Genomic DNA, 26,223 nt, shown 5'->3' with positions numbered 1-26,223 from the left:
CCGTGGTCAGTTAAACATCCCGTCAATTCTTGGCAGGGCCGATCAAGCCTTCCTGTACGTCATCGTCGGTGGAGACGTTGAGCGAACCGCTGTCTTTCTCCACCAGTTCTTCTGCTTTCTTGTTCATCACGATGATACTGATGCGACGGTTGATGGGGTTAAACGGATCTTCCTTGTCCAGCAGCACCGCGGAAGACAGCCCCACCACGCGCAGCACCTTGGATTCATCCATGCCGCCCAGGATCAGTTCGCGCCGCGAAGCATTGGCGCGGTCGGCCGACAGCTCCCAGTTGCTGTATCCCTTCTCGCCGCTGGAATAGGGCGTGGCATCGGTGTGGCCGGACAAGCTGATCTTGTTGGGCACGTCGTTGAGCGTCTTGCCGATCTCGTGCAGGATCTCCCTGGTGTAAGGCTGCAACTGGGCGCTGGCCAAAGCAAACATCGGACGGTTCTTTTCGTCAACGATCTGGATGCGCAGGCCTTCGGACGTGATATCGATCAACAGCTGGTTCTTGAACTGCTTCAGGGTCGGATTGGAATCGATCGCCTTTTCGATGCGCTGCTTGAGCTGCTCCAGGCGGACGCGCTCGGCGCGCTCCAGCTCCTGCTGCGCCTCTTTCAAGGTCTGGCGGCGCGTGACGACGTCGTTCTCGCCCTTGCGCAACTGGCCGTCCTGGCGGGTCAGGTCCTTGCCGCCGCCGGGCAAAACGGTATTGGCGTCGCCGCTGCCGGAGCCGCCGGCCATGGCCACCTTGAGCGGGGTCTTGAAGTATTCGGCGATACCGTTGAGATCGCCCTTGGCGGTCGAACCCAGCAGCCACATCAGCAGGAAGAACGCCATCATCGCAGTCACGAAGTCGGCGTATGCGATCTTCCAGGCGCCGCCATGGTGGCCGCCGCCGCCCTTCTTGATCCGTTTTACGATAATGGGACGCAGCCCTTCGTCGGCCATGTCTCTACTCCTGCTGGGTGCTGATGGTTGCTGTCAAAATCGATGGTCGCCGGTTCGGTTCGCCTTACTTGCTGCGGGCCTGCTTCACGTGCTCTTCCAGCTCGAGGAAGGTCGGGCGTTCGGTCGAGAACAGGACCTTGCGGCCGAATTCGATCGAAAGCGCCGGCGCATACCCGTTCAGGCTGGCCAGCAAGGTGACCTTGACGCATTGGTAGATCTTGGTCGATTCATGCAGCTTTTGTTCCAGCAGGCTCGCCAACGGCCCCACGAAACCGTAGGCCAGCAAAATGCCGAGGAAGGTGCCGACCAGCGCGTGCGCAATCAGCATGCCCAGCTCGGAAGGGGGAATACCCACCGATTCCATGGTGTGCACCACCCCCATCACCGCCGCCACGATACCGAAGGCCGGCATGCCGTCGCCCAGCTTGGCGATGCAATGCACCGGGATTTCGCCTTCGTGGTGGTGCGTTTCGATTTCGTTGTCCATCAGGTTTTCGATCTGGAACGCATCCATGTTGCCCGACACCATCAGGCGCAGGTAGTCGGTCATGAATTCGATCAGGTGATGGTCGGCCAGTACGCCCGGGTACTTGCTGAAGATCGGGCTGTTTTCAGGCTCTTCGATGTCGCCTTCGATCGACATCAGGCCTTCCTTGCGCGACTTGGTCAGGATTTCGAACAGCAGCGCCATCAACTCCATGTACAGCGCCTTGGTGTACTTCGACCCTTTCAGGACAGTCGGCAACGCCTTCAGCGTGGCCTTGATGGCCTTGGCGTTGTTGCCGACCAGGAACGCGCCGCCGGCCGCACCGCCGATCATGAGCAGTTCGACCGGTTGAAACAGCGCCCCCAAGTGGCCGCCAGCAAGGGCAAATCCGCCGAAGACGGACGCCATGACCACGACATATCCAATGATGACTAACAAGTGCCTACTCCCGTCCCGGTGGCGTTGAGTGTATTTTCACGTTCGTCAGATTACATGTATTCCATTCAAGCAAATGGGGGAATACATATCCGAAAAACGTCCTTCCTTTTCGATTTACGGCTGAAAACCGGGAAACTTAATACGTTCCGTCTCGCCTTATTTTCAACGCCGACTCACCCTCCGCTTACCGCGCGGCCGACGATATGCGCCATCCATGCAGCGCGGGCCCGCCCCCATCCGGTTGCACCACGATGTCCGGCGGCGCCCCCGGGATATGGAATTCGTAACTGAGCAACAAGGATCCCGGGCGCATTTCCGCCGACGCCTTCTGCCACAGCGCGACCATGGCGGCCGGCGACAGATAGGCGAACACGACGTCGTAGTCGGCAAAATCGAGCAGCAGGTAGTCGCCCCTGACAAAACGGCAACGGTTTCCCGCCCATGCGGCGCGCACCCGGCTGACCAGCCACGGCAAAGGGGCGATCTCGATGCCGCTGAACTCGCTGTCCGGCCGCCGCCGCGAGAGATTGAGCACGGCGCCGCCCAGGCCGCTGCCGATATCCATGAAGCGGATCGGGCGTCCGGCCGGCAGCAGCTCGGCCACCGCATTCCACGCAGGAAGGCCGGAGGGATAGAACGGCACCTGGCTGCGAAAGGTCGACCAGAACAACACCAGCATGAACAGGAAGATGGCCAGGAACAGCCAGGAAGGAAGATGCAGGTGCGCCACGCCCTGCGCGGCCGCGGGAAACACCAGCAGGATGAACCACCACCAGGCCGCCATGCGCCGCAGCCGCGCCAGCAATGCGGCAATCAGGCCATGCAGCAGCGATGTCTGGACAGGGGAAAACGGGGCCAGGCCGAGGCGCTGGGCCAGCACGTCCAGCACATTGGCGCCGACCAGGCCAATGCAAAAGAGGAACAGCGCTTGGACAGCCGGAGCCTGCAGCAAAGGCTTGCGACGAACTTCGGGATCATTCCGGTCTGCTGGCATCTATGCGAACGGCCTCATCCGGGGTACGCGTACTGCCGTTTGCCAGGTTTGCCAGATAAGGCAAGCACTCAGGCCACAGCTGCCAGCGGCGCCGATGCCGCAACCGGCAACAGCACCGGCTCGATCAGCGCAATCACGGCGTCCTTGGCCTTCTTGGTCTTGCCGGCGCGCGAAGGCATGTGGCATAGACCGCACAGGTAATCCTGGTGCAGATCCAGGCGATGCACCACGAAATGGCCGCTGCACTTGCAGCAGGGAGTGGTCATCAGCATCTTGCTTTCGAAAAAGCGCACCAGCGTCCAGGCGCGGGTCAGCGACAGCACCGGCTCGCCCGAATCGGTTTGGCCGACCTGCTCCAGATAGAGCTTGTAGGCCTTCATGACCGCCTCGATACCCGCAATGCGCGCATGCTCAACCAGGTATTTATGGATGTTGATGAAGAGGGAGGAATGGATATTGGGCTGCCAGGTAATGAACCAGTCGGTGGAAAACGGCAGCATGCCCTTGGGCGGCGAAACGCCTTTCAGTTCCTTGTACAGCTTCAGCAAGCGCTCGCGCGAGAGTGAAGTTTCGGACTCCAGCAACTGGAGCCTTGCCCCCAGATTGATCAGCTCTATGGCCAACTGAATTTCCTGCGCCTCCGTGACAACGCTTTTCTTAGCCATGCTACCCCCCGATGATTTCGTATCGACTCTGCCTTGCCATCCGCCTGTAAGCAAGACATCAGACTGCAAACTTCCAAGACCAACTTATGTCCTGCTCAACGTCTTCCCCTCCGGTGCGTTGACTGCATGCAGCCGCACCGGCTCTTCTTGTCTTGTTGTTTTACGAAATTTGTTCGCTGGGCTGACAAGCCATCAGAATGGCCGCATGCGACTGGGCCAGGCTTTTATCCTTGTTGTAGTTCGTCAGCATGCCGAGAATGGCGCTGTCGTCGAAACGAAAACGCGTCAGCATCATGTTTGTGGCGGCCAACTTCATGATCTGGGCATTGCTCAAGCCTTCGATCAGATCGGCGATTTCCGCGCTGATGCCGAGCCGGAAAATCGCCGTCGGCTTATCGGAACGAACCATCTGCTGTGCCAACATGAGATAGCTCAGGTTGGCGTCGCGAATCTCCGCCATCATGTCGTTAGTATTCATTTGAACCCCCGCCTCAAAAGGAAACCGCTTACAGTCAGTTACATTTACTTGACTGCAAGCCAATTCTGAGGGGGGGGAGAAAGGCGGGAAATTAGACTTGGTCGGTATTTTTCGTCAGATACGACCCAGTGTGATTTGTAGGAATTTGTCCTACAAATTCTTATTTTTGTTTCAAATAAATTAATTAAAAGCTATTTGAAGACAGCTGCCAGAAGACTTTCGGAGATGTTTTACATTTTTCAACAGAAAAAATTTCCGCAGTGAAACCTCTCAAAAAAATTACCATTTGGACAATAAAACCAGATGTAAATTATTTGCGTGCGGGGCGCTTATGTTGCTTGGCAACGACTAGCTCATCAACAGAGCGAACATCTCCTTGCTGCCAGCAATGTAGTTTTGTTCCATAACGCAGAGGACAAAACTTGCATATCTTTACAAGACATTACATCGTTTGCGCAACATGGCAGTACAGGAACAATTATAAAACGTTCGTGCTGCGAATAAAGGGATGAAAAGGGGCAACATTTCCTTCATTTCCATGACAAGCGAGAAAATAGCCGGGAATACCGTCTTTATCTGGATCTCATCACAGAATAAGTTCTAGATACCGTACGGGCAGCTACATCCGGGCAAGCGCCTGTTCGATATCGCCGATGAGGTCTTCCGGCGATTCCAGTCCGATGCTGAAACGAACCAATTGGCCTTCCCGCGTCCACTGGCTGCGCATGCTTCGCATCCGGTAAGGCACGCACAAGCTGTGCGCCCCGCCCCAGCTATAACCGATCTTGAACAGGCGCAGGCTATCGACAAAGCGGTCGGTCTGCTCTTCGCCAAAGCGCGGATCGAAGATCACCGAAAAAAGGCCGCCCGCGCCGGTGAAATCGCGCTTCCAGAATGCGTGCCCCGGACAATCCTCGAAGGCGGGATGTAGTACCGCGGCAATCTCCGGCCGTTGCTTGAGCCAAGCGGCGACCTTGCGCGCGCCCGCGTCATGCGCCTCGAACCGCAAACGCATCGATGACAGGCTGCGCAACACCAGGTAGACGTCGTCCATGCCCACGCCGAAGCCGAGGCGCATGTGCGCCAGCTCCAGCTTCTCATTGAGCGCCTGGTCGCGCACGATGACCGCGCCCATCAGGACATCGGAACCGCCGGACTGGTATTTGGTGAGGGCTTGCATGACGATGTCGACGCCATGCTCGAAGGCCTTGAACGCCAGGCCCGCCGCCCAGGTATTGTCGATTGCCACCAGCACGCCCTTTTCATGGGCGGCGCGGCAAATGGCCGGGATGTCCGGCACTTCCATCGAGACCGAACCGGGCGCCTCGGTCCACACCAGGCGCGTATTGGGTTCAATCAGGTCGGCGATGCCGGCGCCGATCATCGGATCGTAGAAGCGCGCCGTGATGTTGAAGTCGCGCTGCAGCCATTGCCCGAGATCCTTGCCGGGCCCATAGGCATTGTCCGGCAGCAGCACATCGTCGCCGCTTTTCAGCAAAGCGAAATTGATCATCGCGATCGCCGCCAGGCCGCTGGGGGTGACGCGGCAATACTTGCCGCCTTCTATCTCCGCCAAGCGGGCCTCCAGCACGAAGCTGGTCGGGGTGCCATGCAAGCCATAGGTATAGCCGAGCTTTTCGCGCCAGTCGCGCGAGCGCATGGCCGCGACATTAGGAAACAGCACGGTGGAAGCATGGTGAATGCCGACCGGGAAAGCCTCGAAGCCATCCGGGGCACGATAGCTGCTGTGGATCAGGGAAGTTTGCGGGGTATTCTTTTGTTCTGACACGAATCGGCCTCTGGCGACGAAATGGCGGCACCGATGCAGGGCTGCCTCAGGAAAATCTCACTATACGCGCACGGCAAGTCCCGCGCAGCGCTCCATGGGGAGAATGGGGAGGCTACCGGAGAGGTGATGGCCCCGGGCGCGCATCTGCGCGATGCACCGCAGGTTCAGGGAAGCTGCAGCGAAAACGGCTTGGTAACGGAACCGTCGGCGTTGGACCAGGTGCCGCTGATGGCATTGCCCTGGCGATGCCCTTCCCATTGGCCGGACACATCCTTGCCGTTGACCGATTCTTCCATCACCAGGTCGTCGCCCTCCACTTCGCCTGCGACCAGGATCTCCGGCGAACCGCCGAAAAAGAAGTAACGGCCTTCCAGCCCATCCTCGTTTGTCTTCGGTTGCAGCGACAACTGGATCTGGCGGCCATCGATGTCGCCGCGCAAAACGACGGCATGCTCCATCAGGCTTTGCTGCAGCGGTACGGCCAATGCGGCGGCGTCACCGGCCGCAGCAGGCACGCCAGTCAAACCGGACAGCAACACCGCCGCGCAGGTCAGGCTGCGCCATCCCGCAAACGACGCCATCACTCAGCCGCGCCCCAAAGATCGTGAGCATCGGCGGCGGTAATGCGCACATCGACGAACTGGCCCACGGCCAACTTGCGGTGCGGCTCGAACGGCGGCTTCACATAGATCACGCCGTCGATTTCCGGCGCATCCGAATAGGTGCGGCCAACGCCGCCGTTGCGGTCGACTTCATCGATCAACACGCGCAGCGTCTTGCCAACCTTGGCCTGCAGGCGCTTCCTGGAGATCTCTTCCTGCAACTGCATGACGCGGGCGCGACGCTCCTCGCGCAGCTCTTCCGGCACCGGATTGTCGAGCGCATTGGCGGTCGCGCCTTCCACCGGCGAATAGGCAAAGCAGCCCAGGCGGTCGATCTCGGCCTCCTTGAGGAAATCCATCAGGTATTCGAATTCAGCCTCGGTCTCGCCCGGGAAACCGGCAATGAACGTGGAGCGGATCGTGATGTCCGGGCACATCGCACGCCAGGCCTGGATGCGCTCGATGTTCTTCTCGCCATTGGCCGGACGCTTCATGCGCTTGAGGACGTCCGGGTGCGCATGCTGCAGCGGTACGTCCAGGTACGGCAGGATCTTGCCCTCGGCCATCAGCGGGATGATCTGGTCGACATGCGGATACGGATAAACGTAATGCAGGCGCACCCAGGCGCCGTACTGCGCCGCCAGCTCGCCCAGCGCGCCCACCAGTTGCGTCATATGGGTCTTGATCGGCTTGCCGTTCCAGAACCCGGTGCGAAACTTGACGTCCACGCCGTAGGCGCTGGTGTCCTGCGAAATCACCAGCAATTCCTTGACCCCGGCCTTGAACAGGTTTTCCGCCTCCAGCATGACATCGGCAATCGGACGCGACACCAGATCGCCGCGCATGGACGGGATGATGCAAAAGCTGCAGCGGTGGTTGCAGCCTTCGGAAATCTTCAGGTAGGCGAAATGCTTGGGGGTGAGCTTGACGCCCTGCGGCGGCACCAGGTCGATGAAGGGCGCATGCGGCTTGGGCAAATGCTTGTGCACCGCCTGCATGACTTCGCCGACCGCGTGCGGGCCGGTCACTTCCAGCACCTTGGGATGGATCTTCTGGATGATGTCGTCGCCGTCGGCATCTTTCTTCGCGCCCAGGCAACCGGTGACGATCACCTTGCCGTTTTCATTGAGCGCCTCGCCGATGGCGTCCAGCGACTCCTGCACCGCGGCGTCGATGAAACCGCAGGTATTGACGATCACCAGATCGGCGCCGTCGTAGGACTTGGCGGTGTCGTAACCTTCGGCGCGCAACTGGGTCAGGATCTGCTCGGAATCGACCAGCGCCTTGGGGCAACCGAGGGAGACGAAACCGACCTTGGGCTGCGCCGGGGGATGGGAAGAGGATGGGTTGGACATGATGGACTGGCTGGAGAAACTGGCTGGAAGGAAAAACGGGAAAGGCTTTTAAAAATGCGTTTAAAATCAGGGCCGTATTGTACCTTGTCCGCCGCGCCCCACCCTCTTCTGCGCTTTTTTCGCGCAGATTCCCCTCGAAACCGCCACAACGCTTGCCACACACTTGCCAAAATGCAAACGGCCCGATGGGCCGTTTGGGAAGTCGAACCATGGCGCTTTTCAGGCCGCCGCCGGCAAGCCCGGCAAACGCGGCGCTTCGCCTTACTTCTTCTGGTCCGGCGGATTGCCGAACGGGAAAGTGCCGAACATGTTCTTGGTCTGGCTCTGCATCTGCTCCTGCATCTGGATGAACAGGTTCTTGCTCTGCTCGATATAGTTGCTCATCATGCCCTGCATCATCGGCCCCTGCACATTCATGAACTGGGTCCACATCTCGGGGCTGAACGGCTTGCCTTCGTAGAAACCCTTGGAGTTCTCGGCCAGCTTGTTCTGGATGTCGATGAAGGTCTGGATGTTCTTTTCCAGGTAGGAGCCCATCATGCCCTGCATCGCATGGCCGTAGTAGCGGATGATCTGCGACAGTGCGCCGCTGGAGAACATCGGCGCGCCGTGCGACTCTTCTTCCAGGATGATCTGCAACAAAATGCTGCGGGTCAGGTCGTCGCCGTTCTTGGCATCGACCACGGTGAATTCCTCATTGTCCAGCACCAACTGCTTGACGTCGGTCAAGGTGATGTAGGAACTGGTCTGGGTATCGTAAAGACGGCGGTTGGGATACTTCTTGATCAAGCGATCGGCCGATTTTTTTGCAGTAGTCATCTGAAGTCCAGTCTCTCTTGTCAGCCGCTGTTGCGGCTATTGTTTGCAGCGATTGCGGGCCGCTTCAGTTACCTCCCAGCCCGCAGACGTCTGGGACATTCTTATCTGTCCTCTCTCTTACTCTTTCTTCTTTTGTCCTGCTCGTTCGAACACCATACAACCCATGGTTTTGCAGGGCAGCATGCCTGAACATTATAGGGGGGAAAGAGTGCGAATGGGCAAACCAATATTGCATTGCGGAGAATAAGCCCTCGCAACAATGCCGCGGTCGGCGCAAGCGGCGCCGGCCGCGGCAAATGGCATCAGCCCATATAGAGGCCGCCATTGAGCGAGAAGTCGGAACCGGTAGCGTAGCCGCCTTCGTCCGAAGCGATCCAGGCAACGATGGAGGCAATTTCCTCCGGCTCGCCCAGGCGCTTGACCGGGATGCCGGAGACGATCTTCTCCAGCACTTCCGGACGGATCGAACGCACCATATCGGTACCGACATAACCCGGCGAGACGGTATTGACGGTCACGCCCTTGGTCGCCACCTCCTGCGCCAGCGCCATGGTGAAGCCATGGATGCCCGCCTTGGCGGTGGAATAGTTGGTCTGGCCGAACTGGCCCTTCTGGCCGTTCACGGATGAAATGTTGACGATGCGTCCGAAGCCGCGCTCGACCATGCCGTCGATGACCTGCTTGGTGACGTTGAAGAGCGAATTCAGGTTGGTATTGATGACGGCGTCCCAGTCGTCCTTGCTCATCTTGCGGAACTGGCCGTCGCGGGTGATGCCGGCATTGTTGACCAGCACGTCGACTTCGCCGATCTCGGCCCGGACCTTCTCGAACGCCACCTTGGTCGAATCCCAATCGGAGACGTTGCCTTCGGACGCATGGATATCGTAGCCTTGCTCGCGCATGGTCGCCAGCCATTTGTCCTTGCGCGAGGAATTCGGACCGCAACCCGCCACGACGGTATATCCGTCCTTGCAAAGGCGTGTGCAGATGGCGGTTCCGATACCGCCCATGCCGCCGGTCACATATGCGATACGCTTGTTCATTGTGCTGCCTCCTAGTGTGGATTGATTATCGGGGACATCAACATCTCCCCTCTCTCGCGTCTGCTCTGCGTCCGCGTTTTCCTGAGCGCCGATTGCCTTCGGCCACCCTGAATCCCAACCTCATCCGACGCATCGCTGCATGATGCAGGCCTGTCGCCCGGCCGCGCGGCCCTCGATGCATTTTCCATGCCGGCCTCCCCGTAGCGGCCGCGCGGGCAAGCCCTGAATTCCAGTTTCCCCCGCAAACTCAGATGATCTGGTCGGCCTTGACCTTCACGTAGCGCCCGGGAGCCGGCTCGATTCTCTTATGCTTTGCCGAACCCGCAGCCTTGGGCGCGGCCACCTTGCGCCCCGCATGCTTGCCCAGGAAGGCCACCCATTCGCTCCACCAGCTGCCGGGATGCTCCTTGGCCTTGGCGAACCAGGCATCGGGATCGGCTTCCAGCTTGTCGTTGGTCCAGTAATTGCGCTTGTTCTTGGACGCCGGATTGATCACGCCGGCGATATGGCCGGATGCGCCCAGCACGAAACGGTTATTGGCGCGCCTGGATGCATTGAGCAGCGCCACCGACGCATACGCCGATTTCCACGGCACGATATGGTCCTCGCGCGAGGCGTAAATGAACGCCGGCGCGGTGATCTTGCGCAGGTCGATCTTCTCGCCGGCAACCGTCAGCCGCCCCGGATCCTTGAGGGCATTCTCCAGATACATGTGGCGCAGGTAGTAGCAGAACATCGGCCCCGGCAGGTTGGTGCTGTCGGCATTCCAGTACAGGAGGTCGAACGCGGTCGGCGTCTCCCCTTTCAGGTAATTGGATTCGACATAATTCCACAACAGGTCGTTCGGGCGCAGGCTGGAAAATGCACTGGAAAAATCGCGCCCGGCCATCAGGCCGCGCTTGCCGATCATCTGCTCGCGCATGGCCAGTTGCATCTCATCGATATAGACATCGATGGCGCCGGTATCGACGAAATCGAGGAAGGTCGTCAGCAGCGTCAGGCTGGACACCGGATCCTCGCCGCGCGCGGCCAATAGCGCCAACGCGCACGACAAGATAGTGCCGCCGACGCAAAAGCCCAGCGCATTGATCTGCGGCTGCTTGCTCACTTCCTGGACGATATGGATGGCGTTGGCCACGGCGCCGTCGACATACTGCTCCCAGGTGGCGCCATCGATCGAGGCATCGGCATTGCGCCACGAAATCAGGAACACCGTATGCCCCTGCTCGACCGTATAGCGCACCAGCGAATTCTGCGGTTGCAAGTCGAGGATGTAGAACTTGTTGATGCAAGGCGGCACGATCAGCAACGGCACCGCATGCACGGTTTTGGTCAGCGGCGCGTACTGGATCAGCTGGAACAGCTCATTCTCGTAAATCACCGAACCTTCGCTGGCGCCGACATCCTTGCCGACTTCGAAAGCGGTTTCATCCGTCTGCGAGATATGGCCCTTCTGCAAGTCCGCGAGCAATTGTGCAATGCCCTTGGTCAGGCTTTCGCCACCGGTCTCGATAATCTTTTGCTGGGCAACCGGATTGGTCGCCAGGAAATTGGCCGGCGACATCGCATCGATCATTTGCTGCACCGCAAAACGCAGTTTGTGGCGCACCTTGTCGGTGCCCTTGACCGCATCGGCCAAGGCCAGCAGGAAGCGCGAATTGAGCTGGTAGGCCGCAGCCTGAAACGCGAAGTAAGGGCTCTCTTGCCAGGCCGGCGCGCAAAGGCGGCGGTCAGTGATGGCCGGCGTCTTGGCCGACACCGCCGATTGCCAGAGTTCGGAAAACTGCTGCGCGTAATCCTGCTGCAGGCGGAGCATGTCGGCCGCATCCAGCGAAGCGCCCAACTCGCCCAACTGCTTCATCAGCGAAGACGGGTCGAACTGCCCGGCACTGGCCGCCGCCCCGGAGGGAAAACCCATATTGGGAAAAGACGGCAACGCAGGCTGGAGTTGCTGGAAATGCTGGAAATGCTGGAATTGCGATTGAAATTGAGATGGCAGGGAAGCCCAGAATTTCGGATCGGACATCTGCGCCAGCCATGCGGATACATCAGGAGAGAGTTGCTGCGGATTCTGCTTGTTCATGCTCGGATCTGCAATTTTCGCGTATCTTGACGGTTTATCCCGAAGCTCCAGTCACCATGTATATCGTTGCTATCGCATGGCTCTACGTCGTCTTCATGATGTCGATCACCGAACTGAATGCGGTCGCCGGAGTGACCACCTTCCTGCTGTACGGCGTATTTCCCTTGACCATTGTTTTATACCTGATGGGTACGCCGCAACGCAAGCGGAATCGACAAAAGAGAGAGAAAATGAAAGCTGCGCGCAAGGAAGACTCGGCAAATGACGAGCATGCCGAATGCGCGCAGAAAAACCCGGAAGACGGCGCCAATCATCCGGGCCGATAAAGCCGGCTTGGCGCCCCTATCGCACGACAATGCCGCGGCAACCTCAGCGGCGCCGCGCACGCAACACGGCAACCTGCCGGTAGTGCCCGCGCAGGGCGGCCAGCATATCGCGCAGCACCGCACTCCCGCGCCAGGGCGGCGACACGTAGGCCATCCGCAACTGCACGCCGCCGCCACATAAGCGGCAGTCAAGCATGCCGATCATCCGGCCGCCAAGGTAAGCATAGACATGCACCTCGTCTTGCGGATGCATGCGCGGCCCTTCGATCTTCCAGTTGCAAGAAATTCCGCAAGTCGCCATCGCCGTTCACTCCGCCACGTGCGAGGCCAGATGCAGGCCCAGCAGCAGCAGGCCGGCGAAGAAACAGCGCCGGAAGGTCTGCGCCTTCACCTTGCCGCGCACCCAGGTGCCGATGCCCATGCCCAGCAGCGCCGGCAGCAACACCACCGCCGAGGCTCCGGCTACGCTGCCGCCGAAGGCTCCGCCCTGCCCCAGATTGATCGCCAGCGCGACAGTGGAGACCGTGAACGACAAACCCAGCGCCTGGATCAATTGGTCGCGCTCCAGGTTGAGCGCCTGCAAGTACGGCACGGCCGGGATCACGAACACGCCGGTCGCCGCAGTGATCAAACCGGTCGCCAGGCCGATGACCGGCGACCACCATTTCTCCGCGCCCGCCGACACCGACCACTTGAACGACGCCAGGCCCGCTATCGCATACAGCGCCAGCGCCACGCCCAGCGCGACAATGGCGCGCCGGCCGCCGTCGGCGCCCATGAAGCCGCTGCCGGCCAAGGTGCCGAGCATGATCCCGGCCAGCATGGCCCACAGCCGCCGGGCCAGCGCCATGAAGGCGCCGCCGGCCAGCAGTTGCCAGACATTGGTTACCATCGAAGGCACAATCAGCAGCGCCGCGGCCTGCACCGGCGGCATCGCAAGGCTCAGCAGCCCGACCGCGACGGTCGGCAGCCCCAGGCCGATCACGCCCTTGACGAAGCCGGCCAGCAAAAACACGCCGAGGCAAGCCGCCAGTACAGTGGCGTTCATACCCATGAAGGAAAGCAGCGATTGCATGATGTGGGCTCGGAAGATGGCGGCAAAAAAGTCAGGTTACGAGCAGTCTGCCAGCCCTCGCGCCATCTGGAAATGTGGAATACACTTAGCCAGCCTTCGTCATGGACGAAGGCAGACCAACGCCACCTGCTGCCGATGAGCAACCGATTCGACCTTTCCGACCTGCGCCTTTTCCTGCATATCGTGGAAAGCGGCAGCATCACCGCCGGCGCGACCCGTGCGCACATGGCGCTGGCCTCGGCCAGCGCGCGCATCCGCAACATGGAGGACGCGCTCGGCGCCGCCCTCCTGGAACGCGGGCGGCGCGGTGTCCAGACGACCGACGCCGGCCGCGCGCTGGCGCACCATGCACGCATGATGACCCGGCAAATGGAACAGTTGCGCGACGAACTGGGCCAGTACGCGCAAGGCTTGAAAGGCCATATCCGGCTGCTGTGCAATACCTCGGCCATGACCGAATTCCTGCCGGAAGTCCTGGCCTCTTTCCTGGCGCGCCATCCGCGCACCGATATCGAACTGGAAGAAAAGCTGAGTTATGAAGTGGTGCAAGCCGTGGTGGACGGCGTGGCCGACGTGGGCATCATCGCCGACTCGACCGACAGCGGCCCTTTGCACACCTTCCCCTTCCGCCAGGATCACCTGGTCGCCGTGCTGGCCAGAAGGCATCCGCTGGCCAGGCGCAAATCGCTGGCCTTCGGCGAACTGCTGGGCGAGGATTTCGTCGGTCTGTCCGGCGACAGCGCCTTGCAGCAACATCTCGCCGGCCATGCCACGCGCGCCGGCAAACGCCTGCAATACCGGGTGCGGTTACGCAGCTTCGACGGCATCTGCCGCATGGTCGAGCAACAGGTCGGGGTGGCGGTCATCCCTGAAACCGCGGCCTACGCCTGCGCCGCCCACATGGATATCCGCGCCCTGCCCCTGGCCGATGCCTGGGCCAGGCGGCAATTGCTGATCTGCGTGCGCGGCCTTGACGGCCTGCCCGGCCATACGCGCGAATTGATCCAGGCCCTGCAGGCGCATTCGCATCGGCCGCCCAAGGGGCCGCCCCCATCTTCTTCAAGCGACAACGGCAAGCGCAAATAAAAATGGCAGCCCTCACAGGCTGCCATTTTCCAAGCGGGGATCCGGTCGGCTATTTCGACTATTTAAGCCAGATCAGCGAAGCCATGCGGCCGGTAGTCTTGTCGCGCCGGTAAGAATAAAAACGGGCATCGCTGACCGTACACAGCCCGCCTCCGGCAATATCGGCCACCCCGGCTGCATGCAAGCGCAAGCGCGCCAGATGGTAGATGTCGGCCAGATACTTGCCCGGCCGGCCTGCGCAACTGCGAAAGGCGGCATCGGCCGCGGCATCGTGCTGCATGAAGGCCTGGCGCACCTCGGCGCCGACTTCGAACTGCGCCGGCCCAATCGCCGGCCCCAGCCAGGCCATGATGTCTTGTCCGCCGCGCGCGCGCATCGCCGCCACGGTATTTTCCAATACGCCGGCCGCCAGCCCACGCCAGCCGGCATGGGCCGCGCCCACCACCGTCCCGGCGCGGTCGCACAACAGGACCGGCAGGCAATCGGCCGTCATCATCACGCACACGGCGCCGGCCGCGGCGCTGACGCAGCCATCGGCCTGGACGGCGGGCGCCGCGCCGGCCGCATCCACCACCGTGGTGCCATGCACCTGCGACAGCCAGGCCGGCTCCTGCGGCAGCAGGCGGCGCAACAAGGCGCGGTTTTTGGCTACCAGCGCAGGATCGTCTTCGACGTGGGCGCCGAGGTTCAAGCCCGGGCCGCCCTCGCCGTCGCCATAAGGATGCGCGCTGCAGCCGCCGGCGCGCAAAGTGGCCAGCGCGCCGATATTGTCGGGGGCATCCCATTCCGGGATCAGCAACTCCATGCAGGCTTCCTCAATAATCGTCGTCGTCCGGATCGCCCATCACCGGATCCGGTTCGCTCGACATTTCCGGGATCATCGCCAGCGCCGGATCGATGCCCGCCCGCACCAGCAGCTCCGTCATATCCTGCGGCAGCGGCGCCGCCCATTGCCTGAACTTGCCGGAAGTCGGATGCGTCAGCCCCAGGCGGGCCGCCTGCAGCGCCTGGCGCGGGAACACCGAAGCCAGGTGCTGCTTGCCGTACAGCGCATCGCCCACCAGCGGGAACCCCAGCGACTGCAGGTGCACCCGGATCTGGTGCGTACGCCCGGTCTCCAGGCGGCAGTGCACCAGGCTGACCGGCTTGCTGTCGATCAGGCCGGTGGCCAGGCGGCGATAGTGCGTCACCGCCGGCTTGGCCGTCATGCTTTGCGACACCGCCATCTTGATGCGGTCGCGCGGATGGCGCGCCATCGGCGCATCGACGGTGCCGGACAGTTGCGGCAATCCCCATACCAGCGCCAGATACTGGCGCTTCATGCTGCGCGCTTGCAACTGGCGCACCAGGTCGGTCTGCGCCGACAGCGTCTTGGCCACCACCATCAGGCCGCTGGTTTCCTTGTCCAGGCGGTGCACGATCCCCGCGCGCGGCACATTGGCCAGTCCCGGGCAATGGTGCAGCAGGCCGTTGAGCAAGGTGCCGCTCCAGTTGCCGGCGGCAGGGTGCACCACCAGCCCGGCCGGCTTGTCGAGCACGATGAGGGATTTATCCTCGTGCAGGATATCCAGCGCCATCGGCTCCGGGCCGTAGGCATGATCCTGCGGCGACGATTGCGGCGCCACTTCCACCTGCTCGTCGCCCAGCATGGTCATCTTGCCCTTGGCCGGGGCGCCGTCGACGGTCACGTAGCCCTCTTCGATCCATTGCTGGATGCGGCTGCGCGAAAATTCGGGGATCAAGCCTGACAGCACCTTGTCCAGACGCTGGCCGATGGCATCGTCGGTCAGGCGCAGGGAAATGGGCGCCAGCTCGGACAACTGCGCGGACGCCGCTGCCTCGGAGGCATCGTCGCCCTCGTCGAATTCGTCGTCGGGAAGGTCGATCTTTACAGGCTGTTCGCCATTTGTAATCTGAGGGGGTTTCTTACGTGACATCAGCTATAATCGCCGGATCGGGTGGATTGTATTTGGGTTAACCATGCAGCCGACTCGGCAAGGCGTTCGCGCCTGACATGCAAAAAAACGGTAAGCATTCAGACAAGCACACAAGAGTCATGCACAAAATCTTATTGAAGTTAATCACCGTCGGCTTTGCCCTGTCTCTCACGGCTTGCGGTCTGTTGCCGGAGCAAAAGGACGAGACTACCGGCTGGTCTGCCGCGAAATTATACTCGGAAGCCAAGGATGAGCTGAACGCCGGCGGTTATGACAAGGCGATCAAGTATTTCGAGAAGCTGGAATCGCGCTATCCGTTCGGCACTTACGCCCAGCAGGCGCAGATGGATGTCGCCTACGCCTACTACCGCCAGAATGACCAGGCGCAAGGCCTGGCCGCCGTGGATCGCTTCATCAAGCTGCACCCGAACCATCCCAATGTCGACTACATGTATTACCTGCGCGGCCTGATCAACTTCAACGACCGCACCAGCATCTTCGACACCTTCACCGACCAGGACAACACCGAGCGCGACCCCAAGGCGATGCGCGACGCGTTCGACTCGTTCAAGCTGCTGGCCGAACGCTTTCCCGACAGCAAGTACACGCCGGACGCCATCGCCCGCATGAAGTACCTGGTCAACGCCATGTCGCAATACGACGTGCACGTGGCCAACTACTACTACCGCCGCGGCGCCTATGTGTCAGCCGCCAACCGCGCCCAGGCCGCCATCAAGCAATACCCCGACGCGCCGGCCAACGAAGAGGCGCTGTTCATCCTGATGCGCTCCTACGACGCGCTGGGCCAAACCAAGCTGCGCGACGATACCGAACGCGTGATCAAGGCCAACTACCCGAACAGCCCCTACTACACCGGCGGCCCGAAGAAGGAAGACAAAGCCTGGTGGAAGATCTGGTAAAGACACGCCCGGCTGGCCCGGCCTGAGCCGCCAAACGAAAAGCCTCGCAATGCGAGGCTTTTTCATTTCCCGAAGGCAAGGCGCGCCAGGCGCCCATCGCCGCCGATGCCGCCGATACCTCAAGCCTCCAGCTTGCGGCGAAACACCCAGTTGCTGTCGGTCGATACCTCTTCGGCAAACGCATATCCGTCCAGGTCGAAGCCCTTGAGCTTTTCCGGCTGGCTGATATTCTTCAGCGCCGCATAACGGGCCATCAGGCCGCGTGCGCGCTTGGCATAGAACGAGATGATCTTGTACTTGCCGCCCTTCCAGTCCTCGAACACCGGCGCAATCACCTTGGCCTTGAGCAGCTTGGGCTTGACCGCCTTGAAATACTCTTCCGACGCCAGGTTCACCAGCACCGGCGCCTTCTGCGTCGCCAGTTCGCCGTTGAGGGCCTCGGTGATCTCGCTGCCCCAGAAAGCGTACAAGTCCTTGCCATGCGGATTGGCCAGCTTGGTCCCCATTTCCAGGCGATAAGGCTGCATCAGATCCAGCGGGCGCAGCATGCCGTACAAACCGGACAAGATTCGCACGTGATTTTGCACATAGTCGAGCTGCTTGGCATTGAGCGAATTCGCATCCAGCCCCTCATACACATCGCCGTTGAAGGCCAGCACCGCCTGCTTGGAATTCTTGCCGGTGAACTTGCGCGACCACGCGGCATACCGGTTCACGTTGAGCACCGCCAATTGATCGGAGATGCCCATGAGGCTGCCGACCTGGGCCGGCGAGAGCTGCTTGAGCAGCTCGATCAGTGCGGCCGAGCGCGCAATGAAAGCGGGCGTGGTGTGGATCTCGGTAACGGGCGGCGTATCGTAATCAAGCGACTTGGCGGGAGACAAAACAATCAGCATGGGATTTCATCCAATCAACAGGTTGGCGCAATGATACCCAAAGCCCGGCAATTGTGTGCACCGCAATAAAGCGCCCTACGCCCTATTGGACGGGAAGACGCCGCGATACGCGAATTTGCCGCGCAAATACAGCCCTTTTAGGCCTTTTGCCCGGCAATCGAGACTTTACACTGACGCAAGACCATCCATGCAAGACGGGATCGCGCCTGCGCACTCCACGCTTTGCGACAAAACTATCCAATAGGGGAAACAACCATGACCTGGTTCTATGATCTGCGCATCGCGCGCAAGCTGCTCATCACCTTCGCCGCGATCCTGGTACTGACAGCCATTCAAGGCGTGTTTTCCATCGTGCAACTGTCCAAAGTCAACCAGGCCTCGACCATGATCGCCACCGAATCGCTGCCCAGCGTGCGCTATCCGCTGGAAGTCAAGGTCGCATTGGCGCGCATACGGACGCTCCAGCTCCAGCACCTGCTGCCCGGCAATGAAAGCAACGTGGAGAACAACGAGAAACTGATCGCGGGCCAGTTCAGCGCGTTGGACAAGGCGCTGGAAAAATACTCGGCAGTGGTCGACTCTGAGGCGGAGGAAATCAGCTTCGCCGCCATCAAGGCCGATCTCGCGGCCTTTACCCGCATCCACCAGACCATCGCCGGGCACGTCAAGGAACACCAGATAGACGAAGCGCGCGCGATCCTGCTCGACCAGCTCACGCCAGTCTACCTGCGGCTGTTCGACACGCTGGACAAGTTGGTGAGCCTGAATATCGATACCGCCGACGCCACCGACCAAGACGCCCAGACCCGTTACGACAACGCGCGCACGATGATCGCCGTCCTGCTGGCCTGCTGCATCGGCCTGGGCCTGCTGCTGGCGACCTGGGTGGCGCGCATCGTGTCGCGCCCGCTGCAAGATGCCATGCATGTCGCCGAGCGCGTGGCCGAAGGCGACCTGACCGTCGACATCAAACCTGCCAGCCGCGACGAAACCGGCCGCCTGATGCAATCGCTCAAGGCCATGAACGATAGCCTGCTGCGCATCGTCGGCCAGGTACGCCAAGGGACCGATACCATCAGCACCGCCTCGCGCGAAATCGCCAGCGGCAACCTCGACCTGTCCTCGCGCACGGAAGAACAAGCCAGCTCGCTGGAACAGACCGCCTCGGCCATGGAAGAACTGACCTCCACCGTCAAGCAAAACGCCGACAACGCGCGCCAGGCCAACCAACTGGCCAACTCAGCCTCCGATGTGGCGGTCCAGGGCGGCAGCGTGGTGGGCCAGGTGGTGCAAACCATGGAAGGCATTACCGAGAGTTCGCGCAAGATTGCCGACATCATCAGCGTGATCGACGGCATCGCCTTCCAGACCAATATCCTGGCATTGAATGCCGCCGTCGAAGCAGCGCGCGCCGGCGAACAAGGGCGCGGCTTCGCCGTGGTGGCGTCCGAAGTGCGCTCGCTGGCGCAGCGTTCGGCATCGGCGGCCAAGGAAATCAAGGCCCTGATCGACGACTCGGTGGCCAAGGTGGATACCGGCAGCAAGCTGGTCGAGCAGGCCGGCACCACCATGACCGAAGTGGTCGCCAGCGTGAAGCGCGTGACCGACATCGTCGGCGAGATCAGCTCGGCCAGCCAGGAACAGAGCGATGGCATCGAACAGGTCAACCTCGCCATCACCCAGATGGATGAAGTCACCCAGCAAAATGCCGCGCTGGTCGAGCAAGCCGCCGCGGCCGCCGGCTCCCTGCAAGAGCAGGCGGAAAAACTCGCCGAACTGGTCAGCGTCTTCAAGCTGGACCGTTCGCACGCCACCGCCGGCGCCCCGGCAGAAGCAAAGCCCGCCGCCAAACCGGCGCCAGCGCCAACAGCCGCCATCAAGCCGGCGGCGGCGCCCGCGCTCAAATCCATGCCGGGCAAGCCGGCCCTGCCCGCCAAAAAAGCCGAACCCAAATTCATGCCCGCCGGCGACGACGAGGCGTGGGAACAGTTTTGAGCGCAGGCCCCACCCTGCCTTGCCGCCGCGGCCAATAAAAAACCCCGCAAGTTGATGCCCAACTTGCGGGGTTCAATTCATTCGCGAGGCGATTTTTTCGCCGGCATGGCACTCAAGTCCGCCATGCGAATTGCCGATAACCAATACCATGCACATCGCCGATCAACCCGGCAGGCACTTGCGCCCGCTTTTGCGGTCAATGCATGAAACGCCTACATTGATAGTGGTGCATTGGCAAAAGCACAATCGCCCCGATTGCGGCAGCCATGCCAGGCGGCAAGGAGCACACCATGAAACGCGACAAGGCCCTGATGGGCGACATCCTCAAGACCCTGGCCTCCTTCGGCACCATTTACGGCGATGTGGAAAAGATCCAGGGGGAATTGTCGGTCAAGCACCTGGCGCCGGAGCTGATCCTCCACCATTTGCGCCTGCTGCACGACCGCGGCCTGGTGGCGGTGGACATGCACAATTTCTGGCGCGTCACCGACCAGGGGTATGATGTGCTCGAAGCCGGCGGCAACCTGCTCCAAGCGCATGACATGCCACCGGAAGCCAACCATGGCATCGACAACTAGATTGATGATTGAATGAGCACTCCGGCAATACCCCTCCCTACCGCCCCCACCGTACCTATCGCCCCCACCGCATCCGCCACGCCTGCCGCTGCGCCGGCCGCCGGCGAACGCCAGCGGCTGGTGCTCGACACCAACGTCTGCCTGGACTTGTTCGTCTTTCGCGATGCGCGCTGGAACGCCCTGCTGCAAGCCTTGCAGGACGGCAGCGTACAGGCCTATACCCGCGAAGACTGCCGCAACGAATGGCTGGCCGTGCTGGACTACCCGCACCTGCCGCTCACGCCCGCCGACAAGCCGGCCATCTGCGCCGAATTCGACCGCCTGCTGCACTGCCTGCCGCTGGCTGAGGTCAACACCTTCGGCCTGCCGATCTGCAGCGACAAGGATGACCAGAAATTCCTGGAACTGGCCCTGCAATGCCGGGCCCATGTCCTGGTCAGCAAAGACAAGGCAGTGCTGAAACTGGCCAAAAAGACCTTGCGCAAAGGCATGTTTTCCATCGTCCCGCCGCAGCACTGGCGGCTCGACGCCTTTCTCCCCACAGCCTGTTGATGCAACGCAAAAATGCCGGGCGACGATTCCGGCTAAAATAGCCGGCTTGTAAAAAACACTCCAGGATCAGGCCCCGCAGCAATGAGCACGCCAGCCAATATCGTCACCAAACTGCCCAACGTCGGCACCACCATTTTCACCGTCATGTCCGCGCTCGCCAGCGAAAAGGGCGCGGTCAACCTGGGCCAGGGCTTCCCCGATTTCAATTGCGACCCGGCGCTGGTGCAGGCTGTCGCCGGCGCCATGCAGGACGGCCTGAACCAATACCCGCCGATGGCCGGCGTGCAGCTCCTGCGCGAAGCCATCGCCGACAAGGTCGAGAAGCTGCACGGCCGCCGCTACGATCCGGCCGGCGAAATCACCGTCACCGCCGGCGCCACCCAAGGCATCCTGACCTCGGTGCTGTGCGCGGTGCATGCCGGCGACGAAGTGATCGTCATCGAGCCGGCGTACGACTGCTACGTGCCCGCCATCGAACTGGCCGGCGGCATCCCGGTCTTCGTGCAGATGAACGTGGACGAGCGCGGCTACAGCATTCCCTGGGACAAGGTGGCGGCCGCCGTCACGCCCAAGACCCGCATGATCATGGTCAACACCCCGCACAACCCGACCGGCAGCATCATGAAGGCGGCCGACGTGCAGGCGCTGGCCGATATCGTGCGCGGCACCGACATCCTGATCCTGTCCGACGAAGTGTACGAACACATGGTCTATGACGGCTGCCAGCACGAATCGCTGGCGCGCCATCCGGAACTGTCGCAGCGCACCTTCATCAACTCCAGCTTCGGCAAGACTTATCACGTCACCGGCTGGAAGGTCGGCTTCGTGGCCGCGCCGGCCGCCATGACCGCGGAATTCCGCAAGGTGCACCAGTTCAACGTGTTCACCGTCAATACGCCGGTACAGTACGGCCTGGCCGCTTACATGAAGGACCCGGCGCCCTACCTCGAGCTGCCGGCCTTCTACCAAAAGAAACGTGACCTGTTCCGCGACGGCCTCAAGAACACCCGCTTCGAACTGCTGCCCTCGGAAGGCACCTACTTCCAATGCGTGAAGTACGGCGCCATCTCCGATCTCTCCGAAGCCGAATTCTGCAAATGGCTGACCACCGAGATCGGCGTGGCGGCCATTCCGGTCTCGGCCTTCTACAACACGCCCAGGGAATCGGGCATCGTGCGTTTTTGCTTCGCCAAGAAGGATGAAACGCTGCGCCTGGCGCTGGACCGGCTGGCAAAACTGTAACCCCATCGCTGCAACATGGTCTCGCCCCGGCATCTCCGGGCGAGGCCCCCGCTCTCCTGCCCACACCACTCCCCACCTCCTGCAGCCGCATCCGCCTTCCGCTACACTAATGCACCGCGCCCCTGACGACAGTCATCGCCGGCGCGCCGCCATCGGATCAACCGGATAACGACAAGGACACACATGATCGACGTCTATAGCTGGGCCACGCCCAACGGCCACAAGGTTCACATCATGCTGGAAGAATGCGGCCTGCCTTACACCGCGCACGCCATCGATATCGGCGCCGGCGACCAGTTCGCGCCGGACTTCCTGAAGATTTCCCCGAACAACAAAATTCCCGCCATCACCGATCCGGACGGCCCGGACGGCAAGCCGATCTCGCTGTTCGAATCGGGCGCGATCCTGATTTACCTGGCGGGCAAGACCGGCCGTTTCCTCGGCAAGACCGACCGCGAGAAATATGAGGTGCTGCAATGGGTGATGTTCCAGATGGGCGGCCTGGGGCCGATGCTGGGCCAGGCGCACCACTTCCGCCTGTATGCCCCGGAGCAGATCGAGTACGCCGTCAACCGCTACAGCAACGAAGCCAGGCGCCTGTACCAGGTGATGGACAAGCAGCTCGGCAAGCACGCCTACCTGGCCGGCGATGAATACACCATCGCCGACATCGCCAGCTTCCCCTGGACCCGTTCGCACAAGAACCAGGGCATCGACCTGGCCGACTACCCCAACGTCAAGCGCTGGTTCGACGCCATCGGCGCGCGCCCGGCCGTGCAGCGCGGCGTGACCGTGCTGGCCGACCAGCGCAAGCCCTTGACCGATGACAAGGCCAAGGACCTGCTGTTCGGCAAAGGCCAGTACCAGAAACGTTGAGCCGCGGCCGGCATCAGCCCTGCGCGGACGCCACCTCGAAACGGTTGCGTCCGCTTTCCTTGGCGCGGTAAAGCGCATCGTCGCTCTGCCGCAGCGCCGCCTCCGGGCATTCGCAATCGGGATGCATGACGACGATGCCGATGCTCAGCGTCACCAGGATGGCCTGCCCGTCCAATACCAGCGGCTGGGCGGCGAAGCTGCGCTGCAAGCGTTCGGCGAAAACCGCCGCGACCTGCGCATCGGCATCGGCCAGGATCACCGCGAACTCCTCGCCGCCGAAACGCCCCACCGTATCGCTCTTGCGCAACTGCGCCTTGAGCACGCCGGCGAAGTTCTTCAGCACCTGGTCGCCGACGGCATGGCCGTAGGTATCGTTGATGGCCTTGAAATGGTCCAGGTCGCACATCAGCAAAGCCGCGCGGCCATCGCTGCTGCGCTGGATGCGGCCATGCTCTTCTTCCAGCCGCTGCATGAAATAGCGGCGGTTGGGCACCTGGGTCAGGAAATCGGTCAGCGCGAACTCCTGCAATTCCAATTCGACCGCCTTGCTTTCGCTGGCGTCGCTGATAAAACCGTGCCATAGCATGCTGCCGTCGCCCAACCGGCGCGGCCTGGCATGGCCGCGCAGCCAGCGCATTTCCTGGCCGGCGCCGGGCGGCGTCACGCGGTATTCCAGACGCCAGTGGCCGGCGCCGCCGGCGATGGACTGGAGCGAGGCAAGATAAGCCGGCAGGTCGTCCGGATGCATGATGGCCTCAATCGCGGCGGCATCGGCCAGCAGTTGCTCCGGCGCCAGGCCGTAGGTCTCCCGCACGCCTTCGCTGACATAGGTGAAGTAACCCGCCTTTCCCGGCGGGATGCGGTACTGGAAAGCCATTCCCGGAATCTCGTTGGTCAGGTCGGCCAGCAATTGGCCGCTTTTGCGCAACTTCTCGGTCAGTAGCTTGAGTTCGGTGATGTCGGTGGTGGTGCCGATCATGCGCAAGGCGTTGCCCTGGGCATCGCGCGCCACCACCTTGCCGCGGCTGCAAATCCACTTGTAGCTGTTATCGCGGCACAAAATGCGGTGCTCCACGACATAGGTATCGGATTTCTCGGCAAAGTGGCGCCGGATGGTCTCCTGCACATAGGACAGATCGTCAGGATGCACCCGCTTGTAGGAGTCTTCGATATGGTTGGAAAGCTCCCAGTCCTCATACCCGAGGATCGCCTTCCAGCCACGCGAATAATAGATCTCGCCGGTCACCGCATTGCGGTCCCAGATGCCGGTGCCGCTGCCTTCGATGGCCAGCGCCATGCGTTCGTCGCCGGGCCCGGCGGTCTCGACCGGCGGCCGGATATGCGCCGGCGCCATCGAACGTTCGATGGACAGCATCGCCATCGAGACCGCCGCCCCCACCGTCTGCCGGTAGGCGATATCGTCATATTGCAAATCGTCCGGCGCGCCGGCTTGCCCGCATACCACCAGGATGCCGGCGACATCCCCGGCGAAGGAACGCAGCGGCAACATCTCCATCACCTCGACGCCGTGTTCGGCGGCGCTGTCCTGGAACTGCCGCCAGAATTGGGGCGTATCGGGCTGCGGCACATCGAACGCCTCTATCTGCTGCACATGGCGCGGCAACATGCCCGGCGCGGAACCGATTCGCAAGCGGCGCTGCGCTGCATCGAACAGGAAAATGCCCAGCGAACGGGCCGGATAAGCCTGGCTGAAACCGCCGGCGATACGGTCGAGCAAATGATCGAGCGGCGCCCCGCGGGCGATATAGGAAAGGGTCACATTGTTGAATGCGAGCGCCTTCTGGTGAAAACCTGTTTTGGCTTGGTGTGCTGAACGGTCAGGCGTCATGGGCGAATCTTGCGCAAACGGCGCGGCGAGGACAAGCTGCCGCGCGATCGTCCGGCAGTGGCGGCCTCCCCAGGCCAGCGCCGCCAGACGTCCTTACAAACTGCATTTACATTAGCATCATCGCAACAGGACTTGAAAGGAAATCATCCGGACCGGCCTCATCCGATGTTGTATGCCAACAAATCGACCGCAGGCATCGTGGCCATTTGCAGGTTTATCCGCGCCGCCTGCCGGTGCCGGCACCGATAGCAGCATCAATAGCGGCATCAATAACGGCGCACCAGAAATTGCGCCACGCAGACCGGCTTTTCCGAACCCTCGCATTCGACGGTGATCTCCCAGGTCAGTTGGGCGCCGCCGGGGACATCCTCGACCGACTCCAGCACGATGATGCCGCGCACCCTCCGCCCCACCGGCAAGGGAGCCGGAAAACGCACGCGGTTCAAGCCGTAGTTGAGCAGCATCTTGACGTCCGGCCCCAGGCTGAGCGCATTGCCGAGCATGCGCGGCAACAACCCCAAGGTAAGGAAACCGTGCGCCACGGTGCCGCCGAACGGCAGTTCGCGCGCCGCGCGTTCGACATCGACGTGTATCCATTGATGGTCGCCGGTGGCATCGGCGAACTGGTTCACCTGTTCCTGCGTCACGTCGATCCAGTCGCTGGTCGCCACTTCCTGGCCGGCCAGCGATTTCAATTCTTCCAGTGTGGCAATTTCACGCATCTTGCTGTCGTATCCTTGTTTTGTCCTGGGCCGCGTCGCCTGGGCGAGGCGATCAAACAGGCATGGGCTTGTTGTCGTTCAGATCGAGGAAGCCCTTGATCAGCCGATAGGCTTTCCAGATCCACGCCAGCGTCCAGATCAGGATCGCCAGGGGAATGCCCACCACCGTGATCCATACCAGACCGCCCGCGAACATCCAGAACAGATACCACCAGAACGAGCGGATCTGCCAGCGGTGGTGGCTGTAGACGAAGGTATCGAGCGCATCCTCGCGCTTGACGTAGTTGACGATCAGCGGCAGCCACGACAGCATGCCCAGCGAAAACGCCAGGCACAGGCCGTGGAAGATATACAGCCACCAGGCCAGGCTCTTGGCCGATTGGGTCTTGTTGTCGAACACCAGTTCCTGCGTCATCGGGTCTCCCGTTTGCGATGGTTGCGGCAAAAAAGCCGATTATCCGCGC

General features: G+C 61.4%; 27 protein-coding genes. 8 read left to right on the top strand and 19 right to left on the bottom strand.

The genetic code is table 11. The features are described 5' to 3' along the window. Positions 1 to 22 precede the first annotated feature (22 nt). The 11 genes from motB to AC07N6_RS17000 form a co-directional block, all read right to left on the bottom strand. Complete coding sequence (gene motB / locus AC07N6_RS17050) at positions 23 to 952, bottom strand: flagellar motor protein MotB (RefSeq protein WP_494782632.1); 930 nt, start codon at positions 950 to 952, stop codon at positions 23 to 25. Positions 953 to 1,016: 64 nt separating this feature from the next. Next, a complete protein-coding gene (gene motA / locus AC07N6_RS17045) occupies positions 1,017 to 1,877 on the bottom strand; it encodes a flagellar motor stator protein MotA (RefSeq protein WP_494782633.1) in 861 nt (286 codons plus the stop codon). 184 nt (positions 1,878 to 2,061) lie between these two features. Next, positions 2,062 to 2,871 carry a class I SAM-dependent methyltransferase gene (locus tag AC07N6_RS17040; RefSeq protein ID WP_494782634.1) on the bottom strand — a complete coding sequence of 270 codons (810 nt, stop codon included), beginning with the start codon at positions 2,869 to 2,871 and terminating at the stop codon, positions 2,062 to 2,064. 68 nt (positions 2,872 to 2,939) lie between these two features. Continuing rightward, positions 2,940 to 3,536: a flagellar transcriptional regulator FlhC gene (gene flhC, locus AC07N6_RS17035; RefSeq protein ID WP_494782635.1), complete on the bottom strand. Its 597-nt coding sequence runs from the start codon at positions 3,534 to 3,536 to the stop codon at positions 2,940 to 2,942. A 160-nt stretch (positions 3,537 to 3,696) separates the two neighbouring features. Further along, positions 3,697 to 4,014, bottom strand: a complete 318-nt coding sequence (flhD, locus tag AC07N6_RS17030; protein ID WP_050470524.1) for a flagellar transcriptional regulator FlhD — start codon at positions 4,012 to 4,014, stop codon at positions 3,697 to 3,699. Positions 4,015 to 4,633: 619 nt separating this feature from the next. Continuing rightward, the gene (locus AC07N6_RS17025; RefSeq protein ID WP_494782636.1) at positions 4,634 to 5,803 is read right to left on the bottom strand and encodes a cystathionine beta-lyase; all 1,170 of its coding nucleotides are present in this window, start codon (positions 5,801 to 5,803) and stop codon (positions 4,634 to 4,636) included. 164 nt (positions 5,804 to 5,967) lie between these two features. Next, positions 5,968 to 6,384, bottom strand: coding sequence for a hypothetical protein (locus AC07N6_RS17020; protein ID WP_494782725.1), 417 nt, complete (start codon positions 6,382 to 6,384; stop codon positions 5,968 to 5,970). After that, positions 6,384 to 7,760 (bottom strand): 30S ribosomal protein S12 methylthiotransferase RimO, encoded by a 1,377-nt coding sequence (rimO, locus tag AC07N6_RS17015; protein WP_494782637.1) that lies wholly within the window; start codon positions 7,758 to 7,760, stop codon positions 6,384 to 6,386. Before rimO ends, AC07N6_RS17020 begins: the two co-directional genes overlap by 1 nt. A gap of 261 nt (positions 7,761 to 8,021) precedes the next feature. Continuing rightward, positions 8,022 to 8,579 carry a polyhydroxyalkanoate synthesis repressor PhaR gene (gene phaR, locus AC07N6_RS17010; protein ID WP_141916213.1) on the bottom strand — a complete coding sequence of 186 codons (558 nt, stop codon included), beginning with the start codon at positions 8,577 to 8,579 and terminating at the stop codon, positions 8,022 to 8,024. Between the two features lie 302 nt (positions 8,580 to 8,881). Continuing rightward, a complete protein-coding gene (locus AC07N6_RS17005) occupies positions 8,882 to 9,622 on the bottom strand; it encodes a 3-ketoacyl-ACP reductase (protein WP_494782638.1) in 741 nt (246 codons plus the stop codon). Between the two features lie 247 nt (positions 9,623 to 9,869). Continuing rightward, complete coding sequence (locus AC07N6_RS17000) at positions 9,870 to 11,705, bottom strand: PHA/PHB synthase family protein (RefSeq protein WP_494782639.1); 1,836 nt, start codon at positions 11,703 to 11,705, stop codon at positions 9,870 to 9,872. A gap of 56 nt (positions 11,706 to 11,761) precedes the next feature. Between AC07N6_RS17000 and AC07N6_RS16995 the strand changes: the two genes are divergently transcribed. Continuing rightward, a complete protein-coding gene (locus tag AC07N6_RS16995) occupies positions 11,762 to 12,031 on the top strand; it encodes a hypothetical protein (RefSeq protein ID WP_494782640.1) in 270 nt (89 codons plus the stop codon). 43 nt (positions 12,032 to 12,074) lie between these two features. Here the strand turns inward: AC07N6_RS16995 and AC07N6_RS16990 are convergent, their stop codons facing one another. Together AC07N6_RS16990 and AC07N6_RS16985 are read right to left on the bottom strand one after the other, a co-directional pair. Then, on the bottom strand, positions 12,075 to 12,284 hold the full coding sequence (locus tag AC07N6_RS16990) for a hypothetical protein (RefSeq protein WP_494782641.1): 210 nt from the start codon (positions 12,282 to 12,284) through the stop codon (positions 12,075 to 12,077). A 54-nt stretch (positions 12,285 to 12,338) separates the two neighbouring features. Further along, a complete protein-coding gene (locus AC07N6_RS16985; RefSeq protein WP_494782642.1) occupies positions 12,339 to 13,106 on the bottom strand; it encodes a sulfite exporter TauE/SafE family protein in 768 nt (255 codons plus the stop codon). 135 nt (positions 13,107 to 13,241) lie between these two features. On the opposite strand from AC07N6_RS16985, the gene AC07N6_RS16980 reads away from it, so the two are divergent. Further along, positions 13,242 to 14,192, top strand: coding sequence for a LysR substrate-binding domain-containing protein (locus AC07N6_RS16980; RefSeq protein ID WP_494782643.1), 951 nt, complete (start codon positions 13,242 to 13,244; stop codon positions 14,190 to 14,192). A gap of 58 nt (positions 14,193 to 14,250) precedes the next feature. On the opposite strand, the gene pgeF is transcribed toward AC07N6_RS16980, so the two are convergent. Further along, positions 14,251 to 14,997 carry a peptidoglycan editing factor PgeF gene (gene pgeF / locus AC07N6_RS16975; protein ID WP_494782644.1) on the bottom strand — a complete coding sequence of 249 codons (747 nt, stop codon included), beginning with the start codon at positions 14,995 to 14,997 and terminating at the stop codon, positions 14,251 to 14,253. Positions 14,998 to 15,007: 10 nt separating this feature from the next. Beyond that, positions 15,008 to 16,129, bottom strand: a complete 1,122-nt coding sequence (locus AC07N6_RS16970) for an RluA family pseudouridine synthase (RefSeq protein WP_494782645.1) — start codon at positions 16,127 to 16,129, stop codon at positions 15,008 to 15,010. Positions 16,130 to 16,248: 119 nt separating this feature from the next. Here AC07N6_RS16970 and AC07N6_RS16965 point away from each other — a divergent pair, with 119 nt between their 5' ends. After that, on the top strand, positions 16,249 to 17,049 hold the full coding sequence (locus AC07N6_RS16965) for an outer membrane protein assembly factor BamD (protein WP_494782646.1): 801 nt from the start codon (positions 16,249 to 16,251) through the stop codon (positions 17,047 to 17,049). Between the two features lie 119 nt (positions 17,050 to 17,168). Here AC07N6_RS16965 and yaaA read toward each other — a convergent pair whose 3' ends face one another. Beyond that, positions 17,169 to 17,945, bottom strand: a complete 777-nt coding sequence (yaaA, locus tag AC07N6_RS16960; protein ID WP_494782647.1) for a peroxide stress protein YaaA — start codon at positions 17,943 to 17,945, stop codon at positions 17,169 to 17,171. 255 nt (positions 17,946 to 18,200) lie between these two features. Here yaaA and AC07N6_RS16955 point away from each other — a divergent pair, with 255 nt between their 5' ends. The 5 genes from AC07N6_RS16955 (at position 18,201) to AC07N6_RS16935 (ending at position 23,188) form a co-directional block, all read left to right on the top strand. Next, positions 18,201 to 19,940 (top strand): methyl-accepting chemotaxis protein, encoded by a 1,740-nt coding sequence (locus AC07N6_RS16955; RefSeq protein WP_494782648.1) that lies wholly within the window; start codon positions 18,201 to 18,203, stop codon positions 19,938 to 19,940. A 290-nt stretch (positions 19,941 to 20,230) separates the two neighbouring features. Further along, positions 20,231 to 20,518 (top strand): hypothetical protein, encoded by a 288-nt coding sequence (locus tag AC07N6_RS16950; RefSeq protein WP_494782649.1) that lies wholly within the window; start codon positions 20,231 to 20,233, stop codon positions 20,516 to 20,518. 12 nt (positions 20,519 to 20,530) lie between these two features. Further along, positions 20,531 to 21,070 carry a putative toxin-antitoxin system toxin component, PIN family gene (locus AC07N6_RS16945; protein WP_494782650.1) on the top strand — a complete coding sequence of 180 codons (540 nt, stop codon included), beginning with the start codon at positions 20,531 to 20,533 and terminating at the stop codon, positions 21,068 to 21,070. A gap of 81 nt (positions 21,071 to 21,151) precedes the next feature. After that, positions 21,152 to 22,312, top strand: coding sequence for a pyridoxal phosphate-dependent aminotransferase (locus tag AC07N6_RS16940; RefSeq protein WP_494782651.1), 1,161 nt, complete (start codon positions 21,152 to 21,154; stop codon positions 22,310 to 22,312). A 183-nt stretch (positions 22,313 to 22,495) separates the two neighbouring features. Then, positions 22,496 to 23,188, top strand: coding sequence for a glutathione binding-like protein (locus AC07N6_RS16935; RefSeq protein ID WP_494782652.1), 693 nt, complete (start codon positions 22,496 to 22,498; stop codon positions 23,186 to 23,188). Positions 23,189 to 23,201: 13 nt separating this feature from the next. Here the strand turns inward: AC07N6_RS16935 and AC07N6_RS16930 are convergent, their stop codons facing one another. From AC07N6_RS16930 to AC07N6_RS16920, 3 genes are all read right to left on the bottom strand, one after another. Continuing rightward, a complete protein-coding gene (locus tag AC07N6_RS16930; protein WP_494782653.1) occupies positions 23,202 to 24,968 on the bottom strand; it encodes a sensor domain-containing diguanylate cyclase in 1,767 nt (588 codons plus the stop codon). A gap of 335 nt (positions 24,969 to 25,303) precedes the next feature. Further along, entirely contained in the window at positions 25,304 to 25,759 is a 456-nt protein-coding gene (locus AC07N6_RS16925; RefSeq protein ID WP_494782654.1) for a MaoC family dehydratase, read from the bottom strand. A gap of 52 nt (positions 25,760 to 25,811) precedes the next feature. Continuing rightward, positions 25,812 to 26,174: a DUF4870 family protein gene (locus tag AC07N6_RS16920; RefSeq protein WP_494782655.1), complete on the bottom strand. Its 363-nt coding sequence runs from the start codon at positions 26,172 to 26,174 to the stop codon at positions 25,812 to 25,814. Positions 26,175 to 26,223: the final 49 nt, after the last annotated feature.

This window comes from Herbaspirillum sp. GW821-FHT09A12 (assembly GCF_059418325.1).
Note: the sequence above shows the minus strand (reverse complement) of the source record. Positions and strands in the feature narration are given on the sequence as shown.